General features: G+C 71.4%; 27 protein-coding genes. 7 read left to right on the top strand and 20 right to left on the bottom strand.

Annotation, left to right across the window (positions count from 1 at the left end; all coding sequences use genetic code 11):
• Positions 1-40 precede the first annotated feature (40 nt).
• Positions 41-1,414: an SH3 domain-containing protein gene (locus tag DRB96_RS19265; RefSeq protein WP_112449576.1), complete on the top strand. Its 1,374-nt coding sequence runs from the start codon at positions 41-43 to the stop codon at positions 1,412-1,414.
• Positions 1,415-1,508: 94 nt separating this feature from the next.
• On the opposite strand, the gene DRB96_RS19260 is transcribed toward DRB96_RS19265, so the two are convergent.
• The 14 genes from DRB96_RS19260 to DRB96_RS19200 form a co-directional block, all read right to left on the bottom strand.
• Entirely contained in the window at positions 1,509-2,144 is a 636-nt protein-coding gene (locus DRB96_RS19260; RefSeq protein WP_204357773.1) for an OmpA family protein, read from the bottom strand.
• A gap of 4 nt (positions 2,145-2,148) precedes the next feature.
• Positions 2,149-2,751 carry a hypothetical protein gene (locus DRB96_RS43045; RefSeq protein ID WP_239516167.1) on the bottom strand — a complete coding sequence of 201 codons (603 nt, stop codon included), beginning with the start codon at positions 2,749-2,751 and terminating at the stop codon, positions 2,149-2,151.
• Between the two features lie 5 nt (positions 2,752-2,756).
• On the bottom strand, positions 2,757-3,386 hold the full coding sequence (locus DRB96_RS19255) for a pilus assembly protein TadG-related protein (protein WP_112449574.1): 630 nt from the start codon (positions 3,384-3,386) through the stop codon (positions 2,757-2,759).
• Positions 3,383-3,631: a hypothetical protein gene (locus DRB96_RS19250; protein ID WP_239516166.1), complete on the bottom strand. Its 249-nt coding sequence runs from the start codon at positions 3,629-3,631 to the stop codon at positions 3,383-3,385. The genes DRB96_RS19255 and DRB96_RS19250 overlap by 4 nt, the downstream gene beginning before the upstream one ends.
• 110 nt (positions 3,632-3,741) lie before the next feature.
• Positions 3,742-4,428, bottom strand: coding sequence for a response regulator transcription factor (locus tag DRB96_RS19245; RefSeq protein ID WP_112449573.1), 687 nt, complete (start codon positions 4,426-4,428; stop codon positions 3,742-3,744).
• Positions 4,425-5,621: an ATP-binding protein gene (locus tag DRB96_RS19240; RefSeq protein WP_112453556.1), complete on the bottom strand. Its 1,197-nt coding sequence runs from the start codon at positions 5,619-5,621 to the stop codon at positions 4,425-4,427. Before DRB96_RS19240 ends, DRB96_RS19245 begins: the two co-directional genes overlap by 4 nt.
• 5 nt (positions 5,622-5,626) lie before the next feature.
• Positions 5,627-6,517 (bottom strand): DUF5936 domain-containing protein, encoded by an 891-nt coding sequence (locus DRB96_RS19235; protein WP_112453555.1) that lies wholly within the window; start codon positions 6,515-6,517, stop codon positions 5,627-5,629.
• 13 nt (positions 6,518-6,530) lie between these two features.
• Positions 6,531-7,469 (bottom strand): type II secretion system F family protein, encoded by a 939-nt coding sequence (locus tag DRB96_RS19230; protein ID WP_112449572.1) that lies wholly within the window; start codon positions 7,467-7,469, stop codon positions 6,531-6,533.
• The gene (locus DRB96_RS19225; RefSeq protein WP_112449571.1) at positions 7,466-8,803 is read right to left on the bottom strand and encodes a CpaF family protein; all 1,338 of its coding nucleotides are present in this window, start codon (positions 8,801-8,803) and stop codon (positions 7,466-7,468) included. The genes DRB96_RS19230 and DRB96_RS19225 overlap by 4 nt, the downstream gene beginning before the upstream one ends.
• A gap of 2 nt (positions 8,804-8,805) precedes the next feature.
• On the bottom strand, positions 8,806-9,177 hold the full coding sequence (locus DRB96_RS19220; RefSeq protein WP_112449570.1) for a TadE/TadG family type IV pilus assembly protein: 372 nt from the start codon (positions 9,175-9,177) through the stop codon (positions 8,806-8,808).
• A 4-nt stretch (positions 9,178-9,181) separates the two neighbouring features.
• Positions 9,182-9,445 (bottom strand): hypothetical protein, encoded by a 264-nt coding sequence (locus DRB96_RS19215; RefSeq protein WP_112449569.1) that lies wholly within the window; start codon positions 9,443-9,445, stop codon positions 9,182-9,184.
• 3 nt (positions 9,446-9,448) lie between these two features.
• Positions 9,449-10,774, bottom strand: coding sequence for an AAA family ATPase (locus DRB96_RS19210; RefSeq protein ID WP_112453554.1), 1,326 nt, complete (start codon positions 10,772-10,774; stop codon positions 9,449-9,451).
• Between the two features lie 7 nt (positions 10,775-10,781).
• Entirely contained in the window at positions 10,782-11,483 is a 702-nt protein-coding gene (cpaB, locus tag DRB96_RS19205) for a Flp pilus assembly protein CpaB (RefSeq protein ID WP_112449568.1), read from the bottom strand.
• Positions 11,484-11,524: 41 nt separating this feature from the next.
• Entirely contained in the window at positions 11,525-12,532 is a 1,008-nt protein-coding gene (locus DRB96_RS19200; protein ID WP_239517744.1) for a hypothetical protein, read from the bottom strand.
• A gap of 443 nt (positions 12,533-12,975) precedes the next feature.
• Between DRB96_RS19200 and DRB96_RS19195 the strand changes: the two genes are divergently transcribed.
• From DRB96_RS19195 to DRB96_RS19180, 4 genes are all read left to right on the top strand, one after another.
• The gene (locus tag DRB96_RS19195; protein WP_343234700.1) at positions 12,976-14,637 is read left to right on the top strand and encodes a glycosyl hydrolase family 18 protein; all 1,662 of its coding nucleotides are present in this window, start codon (positions 12,976-12,978) and stop codon (positions 14,635-14,637) included.
• Between the two features lie 143 nt (positions 14,638-14,780).
• Positions 14,781-16,118: a M14 family metallopeptidase gene (locus DRB96_RS19190; RefSeq protein ID WP_112449565.1), complete on the top strand. Its 1,338-nt coding sequence runs from the start codon at positions 14,781-14,783 to the stop codon at positions 16,116-16,118.
• Positions 16,119-16,293: 175 nt separating this feature from the next.
• Positions 16,294-17,499 (top strand): FAD-dependent oxidoreductase, encoded by a 1,206-nt coding sequence (locus DRB96_RS19185; protein ID WP_112449564.1) that lies wholly within the window; start codon positions 16,294-16,296, stop codon positions 17,497-17,499.
• 89 nt (positions 17,500-17,588) lie between these two features.
• Entirely contained in the window at positions 17,589-18,494 is a 906-nt protein-coding gene (locus DRB96_RS19180) for an RNA polymerase sigma-70 factor (RefSeq protein WP_239516165.1), read from the top strand.
• A gap of 21 nt (positions 18,495-18,515) precedes the next feature.
• Here the strand turns inward: DRB96_RS19180 and DRB96_RS19175 are convergent, their stop codons facing one another.
• Positions 18,516-19,370 (bottom strand): hypothetical protein, encoded by an 855-nt coding sequence (locus tag DRB96_RS19175; RefSeq protein WP_112449563.1) that lies wholly within the window; start codon positions 19,368-19,370, stop codon positions 18,516-18,518.
• 14 nt (positions 19,371-19,384) lie between these two features.
• Here DRB96_RS19175 and DRB96_RS19170 point away from each other — a divergent pair, with 14 nt between their 5' ends.
• Positions 19,385-20,782 carry a CoA transferase gene (locus tag DRB96_RS19170; RefSeq protein WP_239517743.1) on the top strand — a complete coding sequence of 466 codons (1,398 nt, stop codon included), beginning with the start codon at positions 19,385-19,387 and terminating at the stop codon, positions 20,780-20,782.
• Positions 20,779-21,600 carry a CoA ester lyase gene (locus DRB96_RS19165; protein ID WP_112449562.1) on the top strand — a complete coding sequence of 274 codons (822 nt, stop codon included), beginning with the start codon at positions 20,779-20,781 and terminating at the stop codon, positions 21,598-21,600. The genes DRB96_RS19170 and DRB96_RS19165 overlap by 4 nt, the downstream gene beginning before the upstream one ends.
• A 91-nt stretch (positions 21,601-21,691) precedes the next feature.
• Here the strand turns inward: DRB96_RS19165 and lgt are convergent, their stop codons facing one another.
• From lgt to DRB96_RS19140, 5 genes are all read right to left on the bottom strand, one after another.
• Positions 21,692-22,723: a prolipoprotein diacylglyceryl transferase gene (gene lgt / locus DRB96_RS19160; RefSeq protein ID WP_112449561.1), complete on the bottom strand. Its 1,032-nt coding sequence runs from the start codon at positions 22,721-22,723 to the stop codon at positions 21,692-21,694.
• 78 nt (positions 22,724-22,801) lie between these two features.
• A complete protein-coding gene (locus DRB96_RS19155; RefSeq protein ID WP_112449560.1) occupies positions 22,802-23,803 on the bottom strand; it encodes a thioredoxin domain-containing protein in 1,002 nt (333 codons plus the stop codon).
• Between the two features lie 135 nt (positions 23,804-23,938).
• Positions 23,939-24,751 (bottom strand): tryptophan synthase subunit alpha, encoded by an 813-nt coding sequence (gene trpA / locus DRB96_RS19150; protein ID WP_112449559.1) that lies wholly within the window; start codon positions 24,749-24,751, stop codon positions 23,939-23,941.
• Positions 24,748-26,004 carry a tryptophan synthase subunit beta gene (gene trpB, locus DRB96_RS19145; RefSeq protein WP_112449558.1) on the bottom strand — a complete coding sequence of 419 codons (1,257 nt, stop codon included), beginning with the start codon at positions 26,002-26,004 and terminating at the stop codon, positions 24,748-24,750. Before trpB ends, trpA begins: the two co-directional genes overlap by 4 nt.
• Positions 26,005-26,201: 197 nt before the next feature.
• A complete protein-coding gene (locus DRB96_RS19140) occupies positions 26,202-26,411 on the bottom strand; it encodes a tryptophan synthase subunit(beta) (RefSeq protein ID WP_112449557.1) in 210 nt (69 codons plus the stop codon).
• Between the last annotated feature and the right edge of the window lie 3 nt (positions 26,412-26,414).

The raw sequence follows: 26,414 nt of genomic DNA, 5'->3' as shown, positions 1-26,414 counted from the left end.
TCTGCCGGTTCCGCCGTCTTCCCTTGCGGAGGAAACACCCTTGTCTGCTTCCCGCTGCACGTCCGCGGCTCTGGTCGTCGCGGCCGTCACCGCGACCTGCCTGCTCCCGGTGGCGCCCGCCTTCGCCGACGACTCGCCGCACGTCCGCTTCTCCCAGCCGTACGTCCCCTCGATCGCCGCGGGCAAGACCGGCCGCGTCGTGATCGTGGCCAGCGCGGGCGCCGACGCGGCGCAGCGCGGCAGCTTCCGGATCACCGCGCCGGAGCAGACGACGTTCCCGGAGGCAGAGTTCTACTGGAACAACGACCGGGCCGCCGCTCCCTGTACGCGTTCCGCTGATGCGCGCCAGATGACCTGCGACGCCGGTACCCGTGCGGGCTTCTCCTTCCCGGCGCGGAGCGACACCCGGCTGGGCGTACTCGTGCGGGTGGACGCGGATGCTCCCGAGGGCACGACGCTCGGCGGCGGTGAGTGGGCGGACGGAAACGACGCGCCGGCCCTGTACGCGGTGTCCACTCCCGTGACGGGCCCCAAGGGCGACGACGGCCACGACGGCCGTCCGGGCCACGACGGCAAGCCCGGCCACCACGGCAAGCCGGGCCGCCCCGGCCCCAAGGGCGACAAGGGAGACCAGGGGGAGCGCGGCGAACGGGGCGAGCGGGGCGAACGGGGCGAGACCGGCCTGACGGGCCCCGCAGGCCCGAAGGGCAACAAGGGAGACAAGGGCGCCAAGGGCGACAAGGGCAGCACCGGCCAGACGGGCCAGACCGGCAGCGCGGGACCGGCGGGCCCCCGCGGCCCCGAGGGCCCGAAGGGCGACACCGGTCCGTCCGGAGGCGAGAAGGGCGACACCGGCCCGACGGGACCCAAGGGCGACAAGGGCAATAAGGGAGACACCGGCAACACCGGCCGTCCGGGCACCGTGGGTCCGCAGGGCCCCCGCGGACCCCAGGGTCCGAAGGGCGACACCGGCCCGTCCGGAGGCGAGAAGGGCGAGAGGGGCGACAAGGGCGAGCGCGGCAGCACCGGCAAGACCGGCCCCGCCGGGCCGGCGGGCCCGAAGGGCGAGCGCGGCGCGCGCGGCGAGAAGGGCGAGCAGGGCAAGCCGGGGAAGCCGGGCGCGTGCAAGTGCGGCAAACACCACGACAAGGACCACGGCAAGGACAAGGACAAGCACGACAAGGGCCAGAAGCCGAAGGCCCGCATCGTCAGCGACAAGCTGCACATCCGTACCGGCCCCGGCACGCACTACGGCAAGACCGGCGTGATCAAGCACGGCGGCGAGGTCCAGGTGCTGTGCAAGACGAACGGCACCGAGGTGGACGGCAACTCCCTCTGGTACAAGCTCGCCGACGGCCGCGGCTGGATCGCCGCCCGCTACGCCCAGAACCTGAACCGCATCCCCACCTGCTGACCTGACCCGAGCAGACCGTCGAACGCACCTTCGGTGCGCACCGAGGCCCCGAGCCCCGGTGCGCACCGAAGGTGTTCGCGTGTCCGGGCCGCCCCTACTGGGCCGCGCCGCGCGGGAAGGTGATCTCGACGCGGCGGTTCTTCTTGCGGCCTTCCTCGGTGTTGTTGTCGGCGATCGGGTAGTCCTCGCTGTACCCGCGCACGTCGAAGACGACGGCGGGGTTGGTCACGGTCTTCGCCAACTCCGCCTGCACGGCGTCGGCGCGCTGCTTGGAGAGCTCCTGCCCGTGCTCGTAGCTGCCCTGGTCGTCGGTGAACCCGAAGATCCGGACCCGGGTGGCCTTCTGGGTGTTGATCTCCTGCGCGATGGCTTGCAGCCGCGCGGCGGCCTGGGCGTTGAAGACGGCACTGTTCTCGGGGAACATCACCTCGGACTGCAGCGCCATCATGACGGTCTGATTGGTCTCCTGCCGCCGCTGCTCACCCCCGAGGTCCTCGACGACTTCGGCGATGTCCAGCACCTTGACCGGAGCGAGGGTTCCGCCCTGAGGGATCTTCAGCCCGGGGGCGTTGGCGTCGAGGGGCACCGGGGCGGAAGCCGACGGCTCTGTTCCGGGGGGCACCGTCGGATTGTCGTCGGCGTAGGCACTTGTCGCGCCGATGAAATGTGCGCCGGCTATGACCAGCCCGGCGACTGCCGTGGCGGCGGTGGTGCCGTGGCGATTTTTCATGGCGTCACCCTGAGATCTTGATGGTGGCCGTGGCGAAGGTGGGGAGCGTGAAGTCAACCTCGGTGGTGGTGGCTGGAGGCATTGGGAATTGCGCGAAGAACGGAACGGACTGCCCTGCATTGATGTTCGAGATGCCCGTGGTGCACAGACAGCGGCCGTCCGTGTCGCGGAGCACGTAGTACCGCTTCTTGCCGGCCTTGTCCACGAGGGTGGCGCCGGCGATGGACTCGCCACTTGAGGTGAGTTCATTCCCCCTCCACGCCGTGGTGTGCGTGAAGTCGTTCGCAGTCGTGTTCTTGATTTGCCCACTCACGGTAATGAAGCCACCCTGGTCGCGATTGGCAGCATTGACCGTCAAGACGATGCCGCTCTCGCCATTTACGGTGGCGAGCACCTGCGTGGGCGTACTGCTCGGAACCGGAGCTTTGGAACCGCCGTCTTGAGGCTGTGATGCCGACGAATTCTGCGGCTCGTTCGGCTTCTTATCATCATCGCCACCACACCCGGCCAACGTGAGGGCCAAGACCGCCGCAACCGCTACGGCCGCTCCCCCGCGGACCTTCACCTTGTGCCGAACGTTCATGTACGCCGCTTCCTTGTCTCTCATGGCCTTCAGCCAACCAAGCGCACGCTGAAGAGGGTTCTCGCCAGCTTCGACAACTGACCTGGATTCAGGGGATCCAGGTCGATGGGCCGACCATCACACGTAATGTTCACCGGACCAGGCTCCGGTATCCCGCCGTCGGGGGGAACGGGCGTCGCTGTTGGTGCCGGTTCCAGCCCCAGGGAGCAAAGAGGCTTGATCACCGCTGTGGCGACAGCCTCCCCGTGCATCGACCCAGTGCCCGGCACAACAGACTCTCCGACAGTCCGTGATGTCTTCACCGAGACCGTGAACCTCGGAAGGACCACTTCGCACCGAACCGTTGTCGCGTCGTTCCGCTGTGCGAAACTCTCCGCCTCCCCGCAGGCGCCCTTCACATCAAAGCTCTCGCCATTGAGGATCCTCTCCCAGTCGGTCGGCTTGAGGTCGATCAGGTTGACGCCCACAAAGACGTCGTCCCGGGCCTCACGAGCCGCTGCCAACGCCGCGGCGTCGGCAGCGCTCTGCGCCTCGCTCCGGGTGTCACCCGCCATCCCCACGGCGAAGAAGGCGAGCGCGACGAAGAGCAGACCCACCACCGCGATGACGTAGATGGGGAAGGCCTGCCCACTGTCGTCCAGCCGCCTGCCCGTGCTCATTTGCCTGCTTTGATCAGCCCGATCTGGTCCTTGATCTTGTTGGTGATCGTCGTACCGATTCCCGTGCCGACGATCGCCCCGATGATCACCACGACCACCAGGATGATTCCCAGGTATTCGAACGCGGTCTGGCCCCGGTCGAGGTTCGCGTAGCGCTTGCGGAGTCGTGTCACCGTCGTGTCCGTCCATCCGCTCAGCCGGATCTTGGCCTCGACGGACGCTTTCAGCAGCGAGTTGTGCGACATGAGGGTTCCCTCCCGGGCCGGTGCCGCTGTTGGTTTGCGGACAGTACGCCGAGTTACCAGTCGTTACCAAGGGTCCCGGGGCCCAATTACGGACCCACCACGCACTCCGTCTACCCATGACCACTCACCCCTGGACGGGCCGTTCCCAGCCACCGTGCAATCGCCTCGCTACGGGTAGTGCTCCGGAGCTTGGCGAAAATGCGGTTGATGTGGTTCTTGACCGTCTTCTCGCTGATGAAGCAGGTGGCTGCGATCTGCTGGTTGTTCATCCCTGACGCGATGAGCTCCATGATCTCCACCTCCCGCGAACTCAGCCCGAAGGCAACAGAGTTGTGCAGACGCTCAGAAGACTGTGCCACAGTTCGTTGCGGCTGCGAAGAGGTCCGGAGTTCCGCGAGCAGCGCGCTCGCCGCCGATGGCGTGAAATGAGGGCGGCCGTCGCGGACGTCGTGGACCGCGCGGATCAGGTCGTCGGCGGTGAACTCGCCGTGGACCAGGTAGGCGCCCGCACCCAGGAGCAGAGCCTCGCGGATGACCTCCGACTCGCGGCTGTACGTCAGCATCAGGACTGGAGCCAGCCGCACCAGGTGCGGAAGCGCCGAGATGCCGTCCACGCCCGGCATCCGGACGTCCAGCAGGACGACGGCCGGGGCGTGCAGGCGGGCAAGGCGGAGGGCCTCGCGGCCGTCCGCCGCCTGGGCGACCACCTCGATGCCCTCGGTCACGGCCAGAAGTGCGGCCAGGCCCGCCCGTACAACCGGGTTGTCGTCGGCGATCAGGATGCGGAGGGGCGTCACGGGCTTCCCTCCCCGGTCAGCGCCGCGAGCGGGAGGTCCAGGCGGATCCGGGTACCGGGGGCGGACGGTCGGGAGGCAATGGAGATGGCCGCGCCGATCGCGGTCGCGCGTTCCGTCATGCCGAGGAGGCCGAAGTGGCCTCGGCGCGAGAGCGAGGGGAGGTCGATATCGGCCGGGAGGCCGCTGCCGTCGTCCTCGACAGTGAGGGTGAGGTGGGTGGTGTCCGCGGCCAGGAGGACCACGACGCGGGAGGCTCCGGCGTGGCGGCGGGCGTTCTCCAGGGCTTCCGAGGTCACTGCGAGGAGGTGTCGGGCCACCGTGGCCGGTACCACCGGCAGGACTCCCGTCGTGCGGAGTTCGCAGCCCGTGGTGAGGGCGCGGAGTTCCCCGAGCAGTGAGACACCGGGGGTGTCCAGGTCCCGACGCAGGTCCGTCAGTAGCGACCTCGACTCCTCCGCCGCCCGGCGGGCCGCCACCGACAGCAGCTCCGCCTGGCGGCGGAGCTCCGCCGGGTCGGCCGTCCGGGTCAGGGCGTCCGCCGTCAGGGCCAGGCCGTGCAGGGTCTTCGACACGGAGTCATGCATCTCCCGCGCCAGATGGTCGCGTTCGGCGCGGACGGCCTCCGCCACGGCCAGGCGGGCCCGGGTCTCGGTCAGGGCCTGGCTCGCCGCGCCGAAGCGGAAGAAGAGGTCGCGCAGGCAGGATCCCGCGGCGCCCGCGAGCAGGCACAACGTCGGCAGGAGCAGCGTGCCCGCGAGAGCCGCGACCGCTAGCCCCTGCACCGCCGCGTACACCGCCGAGGCCCGCCACCCGTAGACCAGGCCGGCCAGGAGCGGCGTGCAGATCGACACGAAGCCGAGTGGGGATTCCGGGGTCGCCGTGACCAGCAGCAGCGCGTTGAAGGCCATGTCGACCGCCAGCAGCCAGCGGTGCCGCAGCAGCAGCGGGCCGAAGCGCTCCCAGTCGCGGAAGAGGACGTAGGACAGCATGAAGGTCAACAGGATCGCGCCGCCCACCAGGTACGTCGGCCCCCCGTGTGCCGTCCTCGCGAGCGCCAGCGGCGCGCCCAGGCCGATCATCACCATGCGGAACGCGAAGACCTGGCGGCAGAGGGCTTGGAGCGCGTTGACCTGGAGGGTCGGGGATGGTGCCGGTGCGGGATTCGCCGGCAGCGCGATGTCAAGTACCGCCATGGTGCTCACCCGCCCCCGAGCATCGCGTCGAAGTCGATGTTCGCGCCGTACACGAACCCGCACACGAGCAGGATCAGGGTGCCCGGCAGCATGAAGGTGGTGACCGCGAAGGTCGCCTTGGGGATCGCGCGCGCGGCCCGTCGGCGGGCGTTCTGGGCATCCGTGCGCCGCATGTCCTCGGCGATCGCGATCAGGGTCTCCACGATCGGGGAACCGAGCTCCTCGCCCTGCTGGAGGGCGGTGACGAACTGCGCCACCTGCTCGGAGTCGTTGCGCCGCCGCAGCTCGTCGAAGGCCTGGCGGCGGCTGACGCCCATGTCCATCTGCTGCAAGGTGATGCGGATTTCATCGGCCCACGGGCCCTCGTACTTGTCGGCCACCCGGGCCAGGGCCTGGCGGAATCCCAGGCCCGCGCTGACGACCACCGCGAGGACGTCGAGGAAGTCGGGCAGCGTCCGCTCGATGTGGTCCCGGCGTATCCGGACCGCCGACCACAGGCCGGCCTCGATCCAGAACAGTCCGAAGGCGACCATCAGCAGGGCCGGAACCAGCTGGCCGTTGAGGAGCATGGAGAAGGCACCGAGGGCGCCGAGGAATCCGTACACCGCGCGGCGTGCCGCGTACCGGTCGATCGTGAGGCCCGCCGGGTTGCCCGCCGAGTCGATCTGGCGGCGCTTGCGCGCCACCCGGGTGGGGCCCATCAGCCGCAGGACCAGCGGCGCGTAGCGGATGCCCAGCCGGTCGACGGCCGAGCCGACCGCCGTCGTGCGGGTTGCGCCGACTTCCAGGGCCAGGGCCAGGTCGGTGGGGAGCTTGGCGTCGGCACGGTAGAGCCGGACTCCGTGGAAGATCCCGAATACGGAGGCACCCACCAGGACGGCCAGGAGCAGAGCGATCACGGCAGCCTCCTCACACGTCGATCTTCGACATACGGCGGATGAGGACGAAGCCCAGCGTGAAGAGGCCGAGCGACACCAGCACCGCCACCTGGCCGATCCATGCTCCCGTCATACGGTCCAGCGCGCCCGGCATCATCGCGTTCACCAGGAGCAGCGAGCCGAACCCGATCGACGGCACCAGATACGCCGTCACCGTCACCTGCGACAGCTGCGTCCGGATCTCCCGCCTCGTCTCCTTCCGCTGCTCCAGCGTCACCGTCAGGTTGCGGAGGCTGCCTACGATCGCGCCGCCCGCCCGCGCCGACAGCACGAGGGTGGAGACCAGGACGACCAGTTCCCGCGACGGGAGGCGCTCCGTCAGCTCGCTCAGGGATTCCTCGATGGAGTGGCCGATGGCGAGGCGGTCGGCGACGCGGGTGAGCTCTTCGCCCGCCGGAGCTTCAAGTTCTTCCGCCGCTATGCCGATGGCGGTGCGCAGGGCCAGGCCGGCCTGGGTGGCGTTGGCCAGGATGCGGGCGAGTTCGGGGAGTTGGCTGATGAAGCGTTCCGTACGGCGCGTGCGCTGCCAGTTGAGGAAGGCGTTGGCCGCCCACAGGCCGATGGCAGCGGTGAGCGGGCCGAAGAACGGGGCCAGGAAGGAAGCCGCTATCAGCCAGAGCATCGCGACCGAGGCGAGCATGTAGACGAAGAACTCGCCCGGGGTCATGTCCAGACCGGTGGTCGCCAGCTTGAGTTCGATGCGGCGGCCGAGCTCCGTACGCCGCAGGCGGCGGTCCAAGGAGCGGAAGCGGCGTACGCGACCGATCTGCTCGGGGGCTCCGCTCGCCGAGAGGCGGTCGATGAGGGCGGCCCGCTGGGCGCGGCCCTTGGCGTAGGCGTGAACGCCCCACACCACGAACAGGCAGGCCAGCAGAGTGGCGGCGAGGGTGAGGGAGACATATGGGTTCACAGGACTGTCCGCGCGGTGAGTTCGTCGTCCGGCAGGGCCACGCCGAAGGCCTGGGGGATCGGCTGGCTGTTCATGTAGAGGCGGTCCGCGATGCGGCGCGGCAGGGGGTAGTAGGCGAAGTAGCCGTGGACCCGGGTGTCCGCGCCCATCGGCTGGGGGACGAACCGGCAGACGGTGGTGGTTCGGAACGGTTCGCGGCCATGGGATTCGAGGATGGAGATCTCCGTGATGCGGCGCGAGCCGTCGCCGAAGCGGGTGAGCTGGACGATGACGTTGACGGCACTGTTGATCTGGTCCTGGAGCGCCTCGAAGGGGATCTCCACCTCCGACATGGAGGCGAGGGTCTGGAGGCGGGTCAGGGCGTCGGCGGAGCTGTTGGCGTGGACGGTGGCCAGGGATCCGTCGTGACCCGTGGACATCGCCTGGAGCATGTCGAGCGTCTCGCCGCCGCGGACCTCGCCGACGATGATGCGGTCGGGTCGCATGCGCAGGGAGTTGCGGACGAGGTCGCGGATGGTGATCTGGCCCTTGCCCTCCACGTTCGCCGGGCGGGATTCGAGGCGGATGACGTGGGCCTGCTGGAGCTGGAGCTCGGCGGAGTCCTCGATGGTGATGATGCGCTCGCCCTCCGGGATCAGGCCGGAGAGGGCGTTGAGGAGGGTGGTCTTGCCGGTGCCGGTGGCGCCGGAGACGATCACGTTCATCTTGGCCGCCACCAGGCCGGAGAGCAGGAGGAGCATGTGCTCGTCCAGGGAGCCGAGGCCGACCATCTCGTGCAGGGTGAAGGCCCGGGGGAAGCGGCGGATGGTGAGGGTCGCGCCGGTCAGGGACAGCGGCGGGATGATGACGTTGACGCGCTCGCCGCTGGGCAGGCGCGCGTCGACCATCGGATTGGCCTCGTCCACACGGCGGTTGACGGTGGAGACGATGCGCTCGATGGTCTGCATCAGTTGGTCGTGCGAGGCGAAGCGGAGCGGGAGCTGCTCCACGCGGCCTGCCCGTTCCACGAAGATCTGGTCGGGGCCGTTGACCATGATCTCGGAGATCGTGGGGTCTTCGAGGAGCGGTTCGAGCACACCGAGGCCGAGGGCCTCGTCGACGACGCGGCGGATCAGCTGCGCGCGCGCGGCGGTGGACAGGACGGGGCCCTCGCGGCTGATGATGTGGCCGAGTACCCGCTCCAGGCGCGCCCGGCGCTCGGCGGGCGCGAGCGCGGACATCTCCGCGAGGTCGATCTCCTCCAGCAGCTTGGCGCGGTAGGAGGAGACCAGCCGGCCGTCCTCGCGCGGGCTGTGGCGGTCGTCCGGTGTGTTGACCCGGGAACGCAGGCTCATGGTCAGGGTCCCTTCGGGTCGTCGTTGGGCATGACGGCGGTGGCCGTCGCCGGGTCGGGATCCAGGCCGGGGATGATCGAGTTGACCGCGATGGTCACGCTCGCGGTGACGGTGTCGGCGTTCTTGACGATGCTGATGTCCGCGCCCAGACCGCCCCGTACGGCAGCCTGGCCCGCGGCGACGCCACCCGAGCCGTTGCGGGCCTCCACCCGCGCCGCCGTCCGCGCCGCAGTCTCCGCCTGCTGGTGGACGTACGCGACCCAGCCGAGCTGGATCCCGCAGAGCGCGACGAACAGCAGGATGGGGATGAAGCCGATGTATTCCAGGGCCACTTGACCCCGGTCGCCCCGGTCGGAGCGAACGCGCCGTCTCATGCCGTCAGTCCTCCCTCTCCATCGCCGCACCGGCCGTGCCGTCGATCGCGCCGAAGTTGAGACCGGGGTACAGCACCGGTATCCGGAGGGTGACGGTCGCCTTGTAGACGTCCCCGGACGCACCGCAGGCCACGGACATGCTCCAGGCGCTCCCGATGTACTTGCCCGCCGCCACGAGCAGCAGGATCAGCGGCACCGTGCCGACGAACTCGATCGCCACCTGGCCCCGGTCCCGGTCCCGGTCGCGTACGGGTCTCCGCGCGGGCACCGCTCAGCCCTCCCGGCCGCGGCGCGGCCACGGGCCGAGTGCGCCGCGGTCGCCCCGGGCGCCGCTGCGGAGCCTGGCCACGGGGCCGGAGGGGCGTACCTCCAGGGCGGCGCCCGGGTCGGCGGCCGCCGCGGCCGCGGCGGACTCGGGGGTTTCCAGTGGTGCCAGCAGGCCCAGTTCGCCCGCCACCGCCCACAGGGCCTGTTTCACCGTCGAGCGGTTGTCCAGGTCCTGGACCCGGCCCGCGTCGACGACCGCCTGGAGTTCCTTGAAGGCGGCCGGGACCGGGGTGCGGACGGCCCGGGTCTTCGTGATCTTCTGGATCAGGGCGGGCTGTATCTCGGTGTGCTTGGTCCAGCGGTTGACGACCATCGCGGTGTCCTCCGCCTTGCGGACCTGGAGCCGTTCCCACATCCGGACCATCCGCTTCGCCGCCCGCACCGCGACCACGTCCGGGGTGGTGACCAGCACCGCCACGTCCGCGGTCTCCACCGCCGCCGCGTTGGCGCCGGTGACCTGGGTGCCGCAGTCGATGACGACGAGCTCGTACCGGGCGCGCAGGGCGGCGATGACGTGCCGGGCAGCCCGGTCGTCGACCTCCTCGCCGCGCTCGCCGTCGGCCGGGGCGAGGAGGAGGGCCAGGCCCGTCCGGTCGTCGTAGACCGCGTCCTGCAGGACGCGCGGCGAGATGTCCTGGATGCCGGCGAGGTCGGCGATGGAGCGCCGGAACTGCACGTCGAGGTACGAGCCGACGTCGCCCGCCTGGAGGTCCATGTCGACCAGGGCCGTATGCCGGCCCGCGGCCGCTGCGGCCAGGGCGAACTGCACGGCCGCGAAGGTGGTGCCGACTCCGCCCTTGGCCCCGCTGACCGTGACCACCCGCCCGCCCGGGCCGGTGGGGAGGTCCGGGCTCCGGCCCAGGTGGCGGCGTACGCCCACGGACCACTGGGCGGCGGCCTGGACGCGGGCGGCGAGTTCGTCGTAGGCGAGGGGGAGGCCGACCAGGCCGCGCGCGCCCGAGTCCATGGCGGCGGAGAAGAGAGCGGGGCTCGCGTCCGAGGTGACCAGGACGACGCCGACCCCGGGGAAGCGGAGGGCTACCTCGCGGATCAGCTCCAGAGCGGGGAGCGGACCGATCCGCTCGTGTACGAGGACCACCTCGGGCAGTTCGTCGATCGACTCGGTGGCCAGCCTGGCCAGCATGTCGAGGAGGAACGTGGAGTCGGGGACCGGCGCGGCCGGCTCGGCGCCCGGGAGCTGGCCGAGCAGGCCGGCGATGACGCGCGCGGCTTCCGGGTCACCGACCGCGGGGAGGATTCGGGTGGTCATCCGCATCTCACCTGTCCCCTTCGAGGGTGTAGAAGCGGTCGTTCGGGTTGGGCGCCGAGTCGGTGCCGGGGGCCACCAGGGCCAGGCGTACGTGCTCCGCGAAGGACTCGGCGTAGGCCACGCGCTGGGTGTCCTTGGTGGTCAGGGCGAAGGTGATCGGGACGGCCTCGGCCGGGCCCTTCTTGTCACTGTCCTTGTCGAGGGGGGTGAGCTTGCCTACGTTGATGACGCGGGCGTTGGCCACCATCACCACGGACACGTCGGGGTCGGTCGGCTTCTTGCCCTTGAACGTGCCCAGGATGTTGACCTTGGCACCAGGGGTGATCTTGCCCGCCACACCCGTCGACGCGTCGATCATGATGGCGATCTCCTGCTCGCCCGGCTGGAGCTGCGGCCGGGCGACGAACATGTCGCTCTGGAGCAGCGAGCCCTTCTTCAATGCGGTGAGCGCCATCTTGTCCTTGAGCTGGCCGAGGTCGGTGACGGCGGTCTCGGACAGCCACCGCTTGGGGACCGTGACCTCCTCGAACTGCCCGGCCGTCAGCGCGCTGTACGGGGCTATGTCGTCCTTCACCCGGTAGGCGACGACCTCGGCCCCGACCTTGGAGTTGACGTCGCCGATCACCACGAGGACTCCGCCGAAGGCGGCGAGGGCGCACAGGACCGACAGGATCAGCAGGATGACGCCGCGGCGCTGGCGTGAGTTCATGACGTACTACCTCGGCGTTCTTCGTTCGGTCGAGCCGGTCATCAGCGAAGTCTGGATCTGGATCGGGAGCCCACGGCCGCCTGCGCCACCGCCGCCGGGGCGGGCGGCGGCGGTGGCGCCGTCAGCGGGGCGGAGCAGAAGCCGCAGCGGTCTCCGATGAGTTCGAAGCCGCACCAGCGGCACTCCTCGCGGCGGACCGAGGCGACGAGCTGGTAGAGCACCGACGGGTCCGGGATGGCGGCGGCGAACTCGACCAGCTTCGGCGTGGCCCACCAGGCGGGCGAGTCGGCCGGCAGCGGGTTCTCCATGACGCCCTGGACCTGCCAGGCGGGGGCCAGGTCGGAGACCACCCAGTCGGAGGCGAGCTGGCCCCGGGCGAAGCTGAGGTGGGTGGCGAACGCCGGTCCCGGGGGCAGGGCGCCCGAGGCGGACGCGGAAGCGGAAGCGGAAGCGGAAGCGGATCCGGAGCCCCCGCCGCCGTGCGCCCCGGAGGAGCGCGAGGGCTTCGAGGAGCCCGGGCCCCCGGACCGCGAACCGCCCGAGCCCAGCTTGACCAGGTGCGCCACCGGATTGGCCAGGACCGCGAACTGCGCGTTCGGCGACCAGGACTTGGCGTGCGCGCCGAGCCCGACCGGCACCCGGTCCAGCTTGGCGACCGAGCCGAGCAGCGCGCCCGCGTAGATGTAGTGGGAGAGCAGCCGGGCGGCGGAGGCGAGCACGCCGGGGCTGAAGTCGCTGACGCTGAGCTGGCGCAGTTGACGTACCAGCAGGGCGGTGGCCAGCGGCGGGAGATCGATGTCGAGGAGCGCGATCCGGTCGGTCTCCAGGATGGCCCGTACGGTGTGCAGCCGGTGGACGGCGGCGGCCGGGAGCCAGGGCGGGACGACGACCACGAGATGGCCGTGGCGCTCCAGCAGGGCGGCCGTCTGGGAGAGCGAGCCCTCGAGGTCGAGCTGGTCGGGCGGCGCCAGCACGGCGGCCGTCGGCGTGTGCCGGTCAGGGGCCGGCAGCACCAGATCGGCGCTGGTGACAGCAATGGCGGTCGGCACGCGCATCCCCCCGTTCACCCCATGCCCAGCGGACGTCCGCACCGCCCGGCAGACCGTCCGAAGACGGGTCCGAGCACGCGCCGTACGTCCCCTCACGGCCGCGCACACGCTGCGCGACCGCAAACGATCAACCCTCTGCCCCCTTGCCCCAGCACCCTAGCCGCGTCCCCCCTGGCAGGGCAGGGGCTTGCCCATTCCTGTGCCACGAGCACATGTCACGGGCAGCGGGACAGGTGGCGGGAAACCCGGACAACCGGGATCGGAACACGCGCACCGGGCCGATCGGTTCCAGCCATATTGCAAACATCCTTGACAGGGGCATTGGACTAGACCAACTTGTCGGTGGGGCACCCCACTTGCCCCGGACGCGTACCTCACATCCCCCAACTCCCCCCACCGGAGCCCACGTGAACCGCATACGCTCCCTCGCCGTACCCCTCGCCGTGACCCTCACCGCCGGCGCCCTGACCGCCCTCGCCGCCGGCACCGCCCAGGCCGCCGACGTCAACGTCGCCCGCAACGGCGGCTTCGAGTCCGGCCTCGCCAACTGGAGCTGCACCTCCGGCAGCGGCGCCATCGTCTCCTCTCCCGTCTTCGCCGGGGCCGCCGCCCTCAAGGCCACGCCGGCGGGCCAGGACAACGCCCGCTGCAGCCAGACCGTCACGGTCAAGCCGAATTCGACCTACACGCTGAGCGAGCAGGTCAACGGGTCCTACGTCTACCTCGGCGCGACCGGGACCGGCACCCAGGACGTCTCCACCTGGACCCCCGGCACGGGCGGCGGCTTCCAGAAGCTGTCCACCACGTTCACCACCGGCCCGAACACGACCCAGGTCACCGTCTACACCCACGGCTGGTACGGCCAGTCGGGCTACGTGGTCGACGAGTTCAGCGTCTTCGGCCCCGACGGCGGCGGCGGCACCGACCCCGGTCCGGTCATTCCCGGCGCTCCGGCCGGAACCGCCGTTTCCGGCCAGAGCTCCAGCGGGCTCACCCTTTCGTGGAACACGGTCAGCGGAGCCGCCGGATATTACGTGTATCAGGACGGCGTCCGCGTCCGGACCGTGACCTCGGGCACCTCCGCGCAGATCACCGGGCTCGCCGCGTCGACCTCGTACTCCTTCCAGGTGAGCGCGTACAACGCGGCGGGCGAGAGCGTGAAGGCCGCGGCCGTCACCGGCACCACCACGGGCGGCGGGGGCGGCAATCCGAACCCGTCGGTGCCCAAGCACGCGCTGACCGGCTACTGGCAGAACTTCAACAACGGCGCCACCGTCCAGAAGATCTCCGACGTGTCCGCGCAGTACGACATCATCGCCGTCTCCTTCGCCGACGCCACGACCACGCCCGGCGCCATCACCTTCAACCTCGACTCGGCCGGCCTCGGCGGCTACACGGTCCCCCAGTTCAAGGCGGACATCGCCGCGAAGAAGGCGGCCGGCAAGTCCGTCATCCTCTCCATCGGCGGCGAGAAGGGCACCATCTCGGTGGGCGATTCGGCGTCCGCGACCAACCTCGCGAACTCCGCGTACGCGCTGATGCAGGAGTACGGCTTCACCGGCATCGACATCGACCTGGAGAACGGCCTGAACCCGACCTACATGACGCAGGCGCTGCGCGCGCTGGCGGCGAAGGCCGGCCCCTCGTTCGTCCTCACGATGGCCCCGCAGACCATCGACATGCAGTCGACCCAGGGCGGCTACTTCAAGACGGCGCTCGCCGTGAAGGACATCCTGACCGTCGTCAACATGCAGTACTACAACAGCGGCTCGATGAACGGCTGCGACGGCAACGTGTACCACCAGGGCTCGGTGGACTTCCTCACCGCGCTGGCCTGCATCCAGCTCGAGGGCGGGCTCGACCCCTCGCAGGTGGGCATCGGCGTCCCGGCCTCCCCGAGCGGCGCGGGCAGCGGCTACGTCTCGCCGACCATCGTGAACAACGCGCTGGACTGCCTGACCAGGGGCACGAGCTGCGGGAACTTCAAGCCGTCCAAGACCTACCCGGGTCTGCGCGGCGCGATGACCTGGTCGACCAACTGGGACGCCAAGGCGGGTAGCGCTTGGTCCAACGCGGTGGGTCCGAAGGTCCACGGCCTGCCGTAGCAGGTAGGTGTGTGGGAGTGGCCTGCCGGCGCCCTTTGGCCGCCATGGCTGATTGAAGCTGTGGACTCTTGACCCGGACATGCCATGAGAGCACGCTGTGCGCGTCCGCACGGCTACCCCCACACTCCCACCCAGGAGAACGCATGCGGCTCCACCACCGCCGAAGGGCCGCCGTCACGGCGGCCCTTCTCGCGCTCGCGCTCGGCGCACCCGCCTACGGCCTGAGCGCGACGGCAGCCCCGCCGCCCACCCCGTCGACCGCCACCCAGGACGAGGCCATCGTCCAGTACGAGATCCAGGGCCCGGCCACGGCGGCCGAACGCACCGCCCTGCTGCGCACCGGCGCCTCCATCGACGAGGTCGACGCCCGCTCGGTCGTCGTCAGCGCCGACACCATGCAGGCCAGGAGCCTGCGCGCACTCGGCTACAAGCTCACCGCGCTGCCCGGCCCGCCGGACCGCTCGGACGGGCGCGACATCGCCGCCGGGATCAACGACTTCCCGTCGAAGGACGCGCTCTACCACAACTACGCCGAGGCGAGCGCGGAGATCGACCAGCGCATCGCCCAGTACCCCTCGATCATGAGCAAGCAGGTGATCGGCAAGTCGTACCAGGGCCGGGACCTGTTCGCGATCAAGATCAGCGACAACGTGGCCACGGACGAGGCCGAGCCCGAGGTGCTCTTCACCGCGCACCAGCACGCCCGTGAGCACCTGACGGTCGAGATGGCCCTCTACCTGCTCAAGGAGTTCGGTTCCAAGTACGGCACCGACTCCCGGGTCACGAACGCGGTCAACGGCCGCGAGATCTGGATCATCCCGGACCTGAACCCGGACGGCGGCGAGTACGACATCGCCTCCGGCTCCTACCGGTCCTGGCGCAAGAACCGGCAGCCGAACGCCGGCTCCTCGTACGTCGGCACGGACGAGAACCGCAACTGGAACTACAAGTGGGGCTGCTGCGGCGGCTCCAGCTCCAGCAAGAGCTCCGAGACCTACCGGGGCGCCTCGGCGGAGTCCGCGCCGGAGGTCAAGGTGGTCTCGGACTTCGTGCGCAGCCGCGTGGTCGGCGGCAAGCAGCAGATCAAGGCCGCCATCGACTTCCACACCTACAGCGAGCTCGTGCTGTGGCCGTTCGGGTGGACGTACAACGACACGGCGCCCGGTCTGACCGCCGACGACCTGGCCGTGTACAAGAAGATCGGCACCAGCATGGCGGCCAGCAACGGCTACACGCCGGAGCAGTCGAGCGACCTGTACATCACGGACGGGACGATCGACGACTGGCTGTGGGGCAACCAGAAGATCTTCGCCTACACCTTCGAGATGTACCCGACCGGCTCGGGCGGCGGCGGTTTCTACCCGCCGGACGAGGTCATCGACCGCGAGACGGCGCGCAACAAGGACGCCGTGCTGCAGCTGCTGGAGAACGCGGACTGCATGTACCGCTCGATCGGCAAGCAGGCGCAGTACTGCCCGTAGCGGTCCACGCGTGAGCACCGGGGCGCCCCACCGCCAGGGGGGCGCCCCTTCGCCCGGCCAGGGCTGCCGGAAGGGCTGCCGGAAAGAAGACAAGATCGGCAGCACGCGGGCTGTCACAACCGTCGTCCGGCCGGTGTCTGGTGTCCGAACCCTCGAAACGAAGGAGACGGACACCATGGCTGAGAACACCGATGTGGTCGTGATCGGCGGCGGATACGCCGGAGTGATGGCTGCCAACCGCCTGAGCCGGCGCCAGGACGTGACGGTGACGCTGATCAACCCGCGTGCGTCCTTCGTCGAGCGGATCCGCCTGCACCAGCTCGTGGCCGGGTCGCACGACGCGGTCGTCGAGTACCGGAAGGTCCTGGCCGAGGGGGTCGACCTGGTGGTCGACTCCGTCGTACGGATCGACGCCGCCGGGCGCGGCGTGACCCTGGCCTCGGGAGGCCGGGTCGGCTACGACCACCTCGTCTACGCGGTGGGCAGCGGCAGCGCGGACCCGTCCGTGCCGGGAGCGGCCGAGTTCGCCCACCCGATCGCCACCCTGGAGGACGCGCGGCGGCTGCGGCCGCTCCTCGGCGCCGCCCCGGCGACGGCCGCGGTGACCGTGGTCGGGGCCGGGCCGACGGGCATCGAGACGGCCGCCGAACTGGCCGAGCGGGGCCGGGCCGTGACCCTGGTCTGCGGCGGGGTGCTCGGCCCGTACCTGCACGCGCGGGGGCGGCGCTCGGTGGCCGGGCGGCTCGCGGCGCTCGGGGTGACCGTATTCGAAGGCCCCGACACGAAGGTGACGGCGGTGACCGCCGACGCCGTGCGGCTCGCCGACGGCCGCGAGCTGCCCAGCCGGGTCACCATCTGGACCGCCGGATTCGGCGTACCGGACCTGGCGGCGCGCAGCGGGCTGAGCACCGATGCGCTGGGCCGCCTCCTCACGGACGAGACGCTGACGAGCGTGGACGACGTACGGATCGTGGCGGCGGGCGATTCGGCGGCGCCCTCGGGCCTGGCCTTGCGGATGAGCTGCCAGGCCGCGATGCCGTTGGGCGCGCGGGCCGCCGACACGGTCCTGAGCCGGATCGCGGAAGAGCGGCCCGAGACCCTCAACCAGGTGTTCGCCGGTCAGTGCATCAGCCTGGGCCGGGGCGCGGGCATCTTCCAGTTCGCCCACCGCAACGACACCGCGCTGTGGTTCCACGTCGCGGGCCGGCCGGGCGCGAAGCTCAAGGAAGTCGTGTGCAAGGGCACCGTCAAGCACCTGGCCGACGAGGCCGCCAAGCCGGGTGCGTACGGCTTGCACCGGGTTTCGGGAGGCGCCGACCGGAGCCGGCGCCTGGAGGCCGGGCAGGGTGGGACCAGGGCCGCCGCCGAACAGACCGCTTGAGCCGCACCGCCGGTCCGTCGATCATGAACGGATCCGAACCGGCGGAAGACCGACGGAGCCTGACGGAACCTGACGGAAGAGAACCGGCTGTGGACGCACCCTCGCAGGCCCCCGATCCGGCGACCGAGACCTTCGTCGCCCACCGCAACCTGCTGTTCACCGTCGCCTACGAGATGCTCGGCTCGGCGGCCGACGCCGAGGACGTCCTCCAGGAGACCTGGCTGCGCTGGGTCGGCGTGGACCTCGCCGCCGTCCGCGACCAGCGCGCCTACCTGGTCCGGATCACCACCCGGCAGGCACTGAACCGGCTGCGGACGATGAGCCGGCGCAAGGAGGCCTACGTGGGCCCGTGGCTGCCCGAACCGCTGCTCACGGCGCCGGACGTGGCGGAGGACGTGGAGCTGGCCGAGAGCATGTCGATGGCGATGATGCTCGTCCTGGAGACCCTCGCGCCGACCGAGCGGGCCGTCTTCGTCCTGCGCGAGGTCTTCGACCTGGGCTACGAGGAGATCGCGGCCGCCGTCGAGAAGACCCCCGCGGCCGTCCGGCAGATCGCGCACCGCGCCCGCAAGCACGTCGATGCCCGCCGCCCCCGCCGAGCGGTCTCCCCGAGCGAGACCCGGGCGGCCCTGGAGTCGTTCCAGCGGGCCCTCGAGAACGGGGACCTCCAGGGACTCCTCGCCGTGCTCGCCCCCGAGGTCGTCTACATGGGCGACGGCGGCGGCATCAAGCACGCGGCGCTGCGGCCGGTCCTCGGCGCCCACAACGTGGCCCGCCTCTTCGCCGGCATCGCCGGCCGGGCCGGGACCACGGTCGTCGCCCTCGGCCCCACCGTGGTCAACGGCACCCCGGCCCTGGCCGTCCACCTGGACGGCGAGTTCGACGGAGTCATCGCCGTCCACGTGGCGGACGCCCTCATCACCGGCCTCTACTTCGTCCGCAACCCGGAGAAGCTGTCCCACGCCACGGCCGAGACCACGCTCACCCGGCGGTGAACCGCTTCCCGGTCCTTCTTCCTAGTTCTTCTTCGCATCCCCGGCATTGCGCCAGATCGTGAGGTCCACCTTGATGTACGTGCTGGACTCCTTCGCGCCGGACCTGCCGCGGTAGGTCACCAACGCGACGTGGCCGGCGTCGCTCAGCACGCAGACCTGCGAGCCGTCCGTGAGCTGGTCGAGGCCGATCTTCTCGGTGAAGCGGGTCACGGCGCGGCAGGTCTCCAGGGAGCCCTTCTCCGAGTTGTTCAGCAGGACGAGCTTCCCGTTCGCGGTGCCGAACCTCTCGTCCCCGAAGAGGGTGTCCCGGTAGTAGAAGAGGTCCCCGTGCCCGTAGAGCACGCCGGCGCCGGTCGGCTCCTCGGCCGGGCGCGGCGGGTTGTCGGCGAACAGCAGCTGGTGGTTCTGCGGCACGTCGATGCCCTGGTAGGAGACCGGCTGCGGCTCGGGCCGCTTGGCAGCGCCCGACGAGGCACCGGCACCGGCACCGCCGGGGTCCTTCGCGTCGCCGCCCTTGCCCCCCTTGCCGTCCGGCAGCAGGGACCCGAGGACGACGAGCCCGACGAGCGACGCCGCGATGGCCCCGGCGACGATCAGCCCCGTCCGCTTGCGGCCGGCCGCGGGCGGGTGCGAGGGCTGCGCGTACGGGGTCTGCGGGTACGGCGCCTGCGTATAGGCGGGCTGCGCATAGCCGGGCTGGGGGTACGAGGGCTGCGTGTAGACGGGCTGCGGGTACGAGGGCTGCGGGTACGAGGGCTGCGGGTACGGAGGCTGCGCCGGAGCCGCGTGCGTGGGCGCGCCATGCGCATGTCTCTTATATCCATCTGACGTTGCCGACGACCCACCCTGTACAGATCGCGGTGCGTGCGTCCGCATGCACCAATATACACATGCCCGGCAGCGGGGGCACCCGGGCCAAGAAGGGAGCCACCGGCCTCGGCGTGCTCCTCGCCCTGCTCGTGACGGTCGTCTGGTCCGGCAGCTTCTTCGCCACCCGGGGGATGGCGGACAGCATCCCGCCCGTCCAGGCCGTCCTCTGGCGCTGGACGATCGCCACCGTCCCCGTAGTCCCCTTCGCCGTCCGGCAGGCCTGTCGGCAGCGGGCCCTGATCCGCGTGCACTTCGGCTACATCGACCTCGCCACCCTCTTCGCGGGCCCCCTCGCCGCCACCCTCCTCGGCGACTTCGGCGCCGAGGTCGTCAAGGTCGAGCACCCGACCCGCCCGGACCCCTCCCGCGGCCACGGCCCCGCCAAGGACGGCATCGGCCTGTGGTGGAAGCTGCTCGGCCGCAACAAGCGCACGATGACCCTCGACCTGTCCACCCCCGGCGGCCGGGACACCCTGCTGCGGCTGGCCGCCACCGCCGACGTCGTCATCGAGAACTTCCGCCCCGGCACCCTGGAGCGCTGGGGGCTCGGCTGGCCCGAGCTGTCCGCCGCCAACCCGCGGCTGATCCTGACCCGCGTGACGGCCTTCGGCCAGGAGGGCCCGTACGCCCACCGGCCCGGCTTCGGCACCCTCGCGGAGGCGATGAGCGGGTTCGCCGCGATCACCGGGGAGCCGGACGGGCCGCCGACGCTGCCGCCTTTCGGGCTCGCGGACTCGATCGCCGCGCTGACCACCGCGTACGCCGTGATGACAGCGCTCGCCGGCCGGGACCGCACCGGGCACGGGCAGGTGGTGGACCTCGCGATCATCGAGCCGATCCTGACCGTCCTGGGGCCGCACCCGCTCTGGTACGACCAGCTCGGCTACGTCCAGCCGCGCACCGGGAACCGCTCCACGAACAACGCCCCCCGCAACACCTACCGCAGCGCGGACGGGCGCTGGCTGGCGGTCTCCACCTCCGCCCAGTCGATCGCCGAGCGCGTGATGCGGCTGGTGGGCCGGCCGGAGCTGATCTCCGAGCCCTGGTTCGAGACGGGTTCCGGGCGGGCCGCCCACGCGGACGTGCTCGACGAGGCGGTCGGCGGCTGGATCGCCCGCCACAAGGCGGACGAGGTGACGGCGGCCTTCGAGGACGCCGAGGCCGCGGTCGCGCTGGTCTACGACGTCCGGGACGTGATGGCCGATCCGCAGTACGCGGCCCTGGACACGGTCACCGAGGTCGAGGATCCGGAGCTCGGCCCGATCCGCATGCAGAACGTCCTCTTCCGGCTCTCCGAGACCCCCGGCGCCATCCGCTGGGCGGGCCGCCCGCACGGCGCGGACACCGAGGCCGTCCTCACCGAACTCGGCCTGTCCGCCGCCGAGATCACCGCTCTGCGCACGGAGGGAGCGCTGTGATCCTGACCTGGCTGTACGTCCCCGGCGACCGCCCGGAGGTGGTCGTCAAGGCGCTGCGCGCCGGGGCCGACGCCGTCATCGTGGACCTGGAGGACGCGGTGTCGGCCTCCCGCAAGGAGTACGCCCGCTCCGCCACCGCCGAACTGCTCGGCGCCCGCCATCCGGTGCCGGTCCACGTCCGCGTCAACGCCCTGAACTCCCCGTGGGGCGGCGCCGACCTCACCGCGCTGGCCGGGCTCCGGGGCCTGGCCGGTCTGCGGCTGCCCAAGGTCTCCGCGCCCGGGCAGATCGTCTCCACCGCCGAACGCACCGGCGGGGTGGCCCTGTACGCCCTGCTGGAATCGGCGATCGGCGTGGAGCGGGCGTACGAGATCGCCCGCGCGCACCCCGCCCTGCGCGGGCTGTCCCTGGGCGAGGCGGACCTGCGGGCCGACCTCGGGGTCACCGCGGAGGCGGGCCTGGACTGGCCGCGCTCGCGGGTGGTGGTGGCCGCCCGCGCGGCCGGACTCGCGCCGCCGGCCCAGTCGGTGTTCCCCGACATCCGGGACCTGGAGGCGCTGGCCGCCTCCTGCGCCCGGGGCCGCTCGCTGGGGTTCCTGGGGCGCGCGGCGATCCATCCGCGCCAGCTCCCGGTGATCGAGCGGGCCTACCTGCCCGGTCCGGCCGAGGTCGCGGCGGCCGAGGAGATCGTGGCCGCGGCCCGGCGCACCCCGGGCGCGGTGGCCCTCCCCGACGGCCGCTTCGTCGATCCGGCGATGCTGGCCGGCGCGGAACGGGTCGTCGCCCTGTCCCGCCGGGACGCGCCCGTCCTGTCCTGACCGCGGGGACACGGCCGTGCGGCCGCCGCGCGAAAACGGGAGGGGCGCCGCGCATGCGCGCGGCGCCCCTCCCGTTCGACCGGCCTCCCGGTCAGAGCTTCTTGGCCTCGGCGGCCTTGCCGTCGGCCACCGGCTCGGCATCCTCGGGCTCGGTGTCCTCGGGCGCAGTGTCCTCAGGCCCGGCGGCCTTCGCTTCGGCTCCGGAGTCGGCCCCGGCGTCCTCGGTTCCACCGGACTTCGCCTCGGCAGCGTCTCCGGCCGCGCCGTCCTCGGTCGGGGTGTCCCCGTCCTTGGCGCCGGCCACGGCGTCAGCACCCGGCTCGACGACCTCCTCGCGGCCCGGCCGCAGCTTCGCCGACAGCACCAGGTAGATCACGGCCAGCACGAAGACCACGATCGAGGTCCACACGTTGAGCCGCAGGCCCAGGATGTGGTGGGCCTCGTCGACCCGCATGTACTCGATCCAGCCGCGCCCGACGCAGTAGGCGGCGACGTACAGGGCGAACGCCCGCCCGTGTCCGAGCGTGAAGCGCCGGTCGGCCCAGATCACCAGCAGGGCGACACCGACGCACCAGAGCGACTCGTAGAGGAAGGTCGGGTGGTAGGTGCCCGCGACCCGGTTCGGTCCGTCGGTGATCTCCACCGCCCACGGCAGGTCGGTGGCGCGGCCGTACAGCTCCTGGTTGAACCAGTTGCCCCAGCGTCCACAGGCCTGGGCCAGCGCGATGCCGGGGGCCAGGGCGTCGGCCCAGGCCGGCAGCGGGATGCCGCGCAGCCTGCAGCCGATCCAGGCACCCACGGCGCCGAGGGCGATCGCGCCCCAGATGCCGAGGCCGCCCTGCCAGATCTTGAGTGCGTCGACCCAGTTCCGGCCTTCGCCGAAGTAGAGCTGGTAGTCGGTGATCACGTGGTAGAGGCGACCGCCGACCAGGCCGAACGGCACCGCCCACACGGCGATGTCCGCGACCGTGCCCGGCTTTCCGCCGCGGGCGACCCACCGCTTGTTGCCGAGCCAGACGGCGACGAAGACGCCGATGATGATGCAGAACGCGTAGCCGCGCAGCGGGATCGGCCCGAGTTGGAGCACGCCCGTCGACGGACTGGGAATGAAGGCAAGGTTCATGGCAAGACCCGACGCTACCTTGCCGGACGGTGGGGACCGCAACCCGTCCGGCAAGCTGCTGCCGAATCGAGACGGCCGTCAGCGGTCCATGACCATCCCCGAGTGGTCCGGGGACCGGTCCGAGGAGCCCGTCCCGCCGGAGGCCGCACGGCCGGCCGAGCGCGCCGAAGCGGAGGAGGACGGCGCCGAGGGGGAGGACGAGCGGGCGGACGAGGCCTTCGCCGAGCCCGAAGCGGACGGCGAAGCGGACGCGGACGGGGACGGGGAAGCGGACGTCTTCGCGCCGCCGGGGCCGCCCTTGCCGGCCGCCTCCACCTTCTCCTTGAGCTTCTGCGGGGTCAGCGGGTTGGCCTGGTCCGCGAAGATGTCCTTGCCGTCGAGCAGCACGGTCGGGGTGCCGCGGAACTTGCCGGTGCGGAAGGCGTCCTGCGACTTCTTCACCCAGCTGTCGTGCGTGCCGTCCTCGACGCAGGTGCGGAAGGCCGGAGTGTCCAGCCCGTCGACCTTGGCGGCGAGCTCCAGCAGCTTCGCGTTCTTCCCGTAGGCGTCATCGGTCTCCTCTGGCTGGTTCTCGAAGAGGACGTCGTGGTACGGGGCGAACTTTCCGGCGTCCTGCGCGCAGGCCGCCGCGTTGGCGCTCTTGAGCGAGCCGCTGCCGCCCATGTTCCCGTCGATCAGGGTGACCAGGTGGTACTCGACCTTGAGGAGCCCCTTGGCCTCCAGCTCGTGGACGGTGTCCCGGTAGTTGGTCTCGAAGGCCTTGCAGGCCGGGCAGCGGAAGTCCTCCCACACGGTCAGCGTGGAGGGGGCCTCGGCCTTGCCGGTCTGGATGGCGAGCGCGTCGGTTCCGGTGGCCCCGGAGGGCGCGACCAGCGGGCCGCCCTTGGCGGACGAGCCGCCCTTGCCCGTGTTCGCCGCGATCAGGCCGACGACGGCCGCCAGGCCGAGTACGCCGACCACCGCCGCCGACACGACGAGGGTCCGCCGGCGCTTGTCCTTGGCCTTCTGCCGCTCGCGCTCCAGCTGGAGTCGCTCGCGGGCCGATCGTTTCGTCGCATCGCGGTTCGCACCGTCGTTCATGTCGCTCACGTTCGGCCAAACGAAGCAGGGAGGCACTCTCGTGCCTCCCTGCCCCCACTTCCACCCGATCGGGCTACGGAACCCGCTCAGGGGTCCGTGTTGTCGATCGAACGCGACCCGGCCGGAGCCGCGTCGTCAGCTCCTGCGGACGCCCTCCGCGAGCTCGCCCGCCAGTGCCTTCACGGCGGCCAGCCCGGCGGGCAGGTCCGGCGCGTCCAGCAGCAGCTTCACGAAGGCGGAGCCGACGATCACCCCGTCGGCGAAGCCGGCGACCTCCTTGGCCTGGGCGGCGTTGGAGACTCCGAGGCCGACGCAGACCGGCAGTTCGCTGGTGGCGCGGGTGCGGCGGACCAGGTCGGCCGCCTGGTTGCCGACCGACTCGCGGGTGCCGGTGACACCCATGAGGGACGCGGCGTAGACGAAGCCGGAGCCGGCCGCCGTGATGGTGGCCAGGCGCTCGTCCTTGCTGCTGGGGGCCACGACGAAGACGGTCGCGAGACCGTGCTTGGCCGCGTGCTCGCGCCACAGCGCGGACTCCTGGACCGGCAGGTCGGGCAGGATGCAGCCCGCGCCGCCGGCCGCGGCGAGCTCGGCGGTGAACCGCTCGACGCCGTAGCGGTCGATGGGGTTCCAGTACGTCATGACCAGGATCGGGGCGCCGGTCGCCTCGTGCGCCTCGCGGACGGTGCGCAGCGTGTCGGCGATCTTGACCCCGCCGCGCAGGGCGATGTCGTCGGCGGTCTGGATGATCGCGCCGTCCAGGACCGGGTCGCTGTGCGGGAGGCCGATCTCGACGATGTCGGCGCCGCCGGCGATGACGGCCTTGACGGCCTCGATGGCCCCGTCCACGGTCGGGAAGCCCGCCGGGAGGTAGGCGACGAGGGCCGCGCGGTCCTCGGACTTCGCCTTGGCGAGCGTGGCCGAGAGGAGTTCGATGGTGCCGCTCACTTGGTCTCCCCCTCGGAGGCGTCGGCGTCGTACAGGTCGAAGTAGCGGGCGGCGGTGTCCATGTCCTTGTCGCCGCGGCCGGACAGGTTGACGACGAGCAGCCCGTCCTTGCCCAGTTCCTTGCCGAGGTCCAGCGCGCCCGCGAGGGCGTGCGCCGACTCGATGGCCGGGATGATGCCCTCGGTGCGCGAGAGCAGCCGCAGCGCCTGCATCGCCTGGTCGTCGGTGACCGCGCGGTACTCGGCGCGGCCCGCGTCCTTGAGGTACGAGTGCTCCGGGCCGATGCCCGGGTAGTCCAGGCCGGCCGAGATCGAGTACGGCTCGGTGATCTGGCCCTCCTCGTCCTGCAGGACGTAGGAGCGCGATCCGTGCAGGATGCCGGGCTCTCCGACGGTCAGGGTGGCCGCGTGCTCGCCGGTCTCCACGCCGTGCCCGGCGGGCTCGAAGCCGACCAGGCGGACCCCGGCGTCCGGGATGAAGGCGTGGAAGAGGCCGATGGCGTTGGAGCCGCCGCCGACGCAGGCGGCGACGGCGTCGGGCAGGCGGCCGGCGCGCTCCAGGATCTGGCGGCGGGCCTCGACCCCGATGACGCGGTGGAAGTCGCGGACCATGGCCGGGAAGGGGTGGGGGCCGGCGACCGTGCCGAAGAGGTAGTGGGTGCGGTCCACGTTGGCGACCCAGTCGCGGAACGCCTCGTTGATGGCGTCCTTGAGGGTCCGGGAGCCGGACTTCACCGCGATGACCTCGGCGCCCAGCATGCGCATGCGGGCGACGTTCAGCGCCTGGCGCTGGGTGTCGATCTCGCCCATGTAGATGACGCATTCGAGGCCGAAGAGGGCGCAGGCGGTGGCGGTGGCCACGCCGTGCTGGCCGGCGCCGGTCTCGGCGATGACGCGGGTCTTGCCCATGCGCTTGGTGAGCAGCGCCTGACCCAGCACGTTGTTGATCTTGTGCGAGCCGGTGTGGTTCAGGTCCTCGCGCTTGAGGAAGATCCGCGCGCCGCCGGCGTGCTCGGCGAACCGCGCCACCTCGGTGAGGGAGCTGGGGCGGCCGGTGTAGTTGACCATCAGGTCGTTGAGCTCGGCCGCGAAGGCCGGGTCGCCCTTGGCCTTCTCGTACTCGACGGCGACCTCGTCCACGGCGGCGACGAGCGCCTCCGGGATGAACTTGCCGCCGAAGTCGCCGAAGTAGCCCTCGGCGTTCGGGATGTGACCCTCGGGGTCCGGGATGAAGAAACTGCTGGCGCTGGACATGCCCAGGTACTCCTACGGATGCGACGCGGATGTCTTCACCGTATTGCGCCGCCCGCCCGCGGAGCGCACACCCCGCTGGGGCGCGTGCGACGTGCGGTACGGGGCGGCCCGCGCCGGAGCCGGCGGCTCGGGCGGCAGGCCGTGAGGGGGCGACCGACGGGCGCGGTGTACGACGTACACCGTTCGGGGCGGCCTCCTTACGACGCGACTCCGGGTCGCCATCGCATGCCGTTGACCTGGCCGGGCTCGGAGCCGATCACGTACCGGACCCGCCGCCCGTGCACGCGCCGGGCCGGGGCGCGGCAGCCGCGGGGGCGGCAGCCGCGCGCCAGGGGCGCGTGCGCCGTCGGCACTCCGGCCAGGCGCGAGCCGGGCCGGGTGCGGACGGAGGGGCGGTCGTTGACCATGGG

The sequence above is a fragment of the Streptomyces sp. ICC1 genome (assembly GCF_003287935.1).
Lineage (GTDB): Bacteria > Actinomycetota > Actinomycetes > Streptomycetales > Streptomycetaceae > Streptomyces > Streptomyces tritrimontium.
Note: the sequence above shows the minus strand (reverse complement) of the source record. Positions and strands in the feature narration are given on the sequence as shown.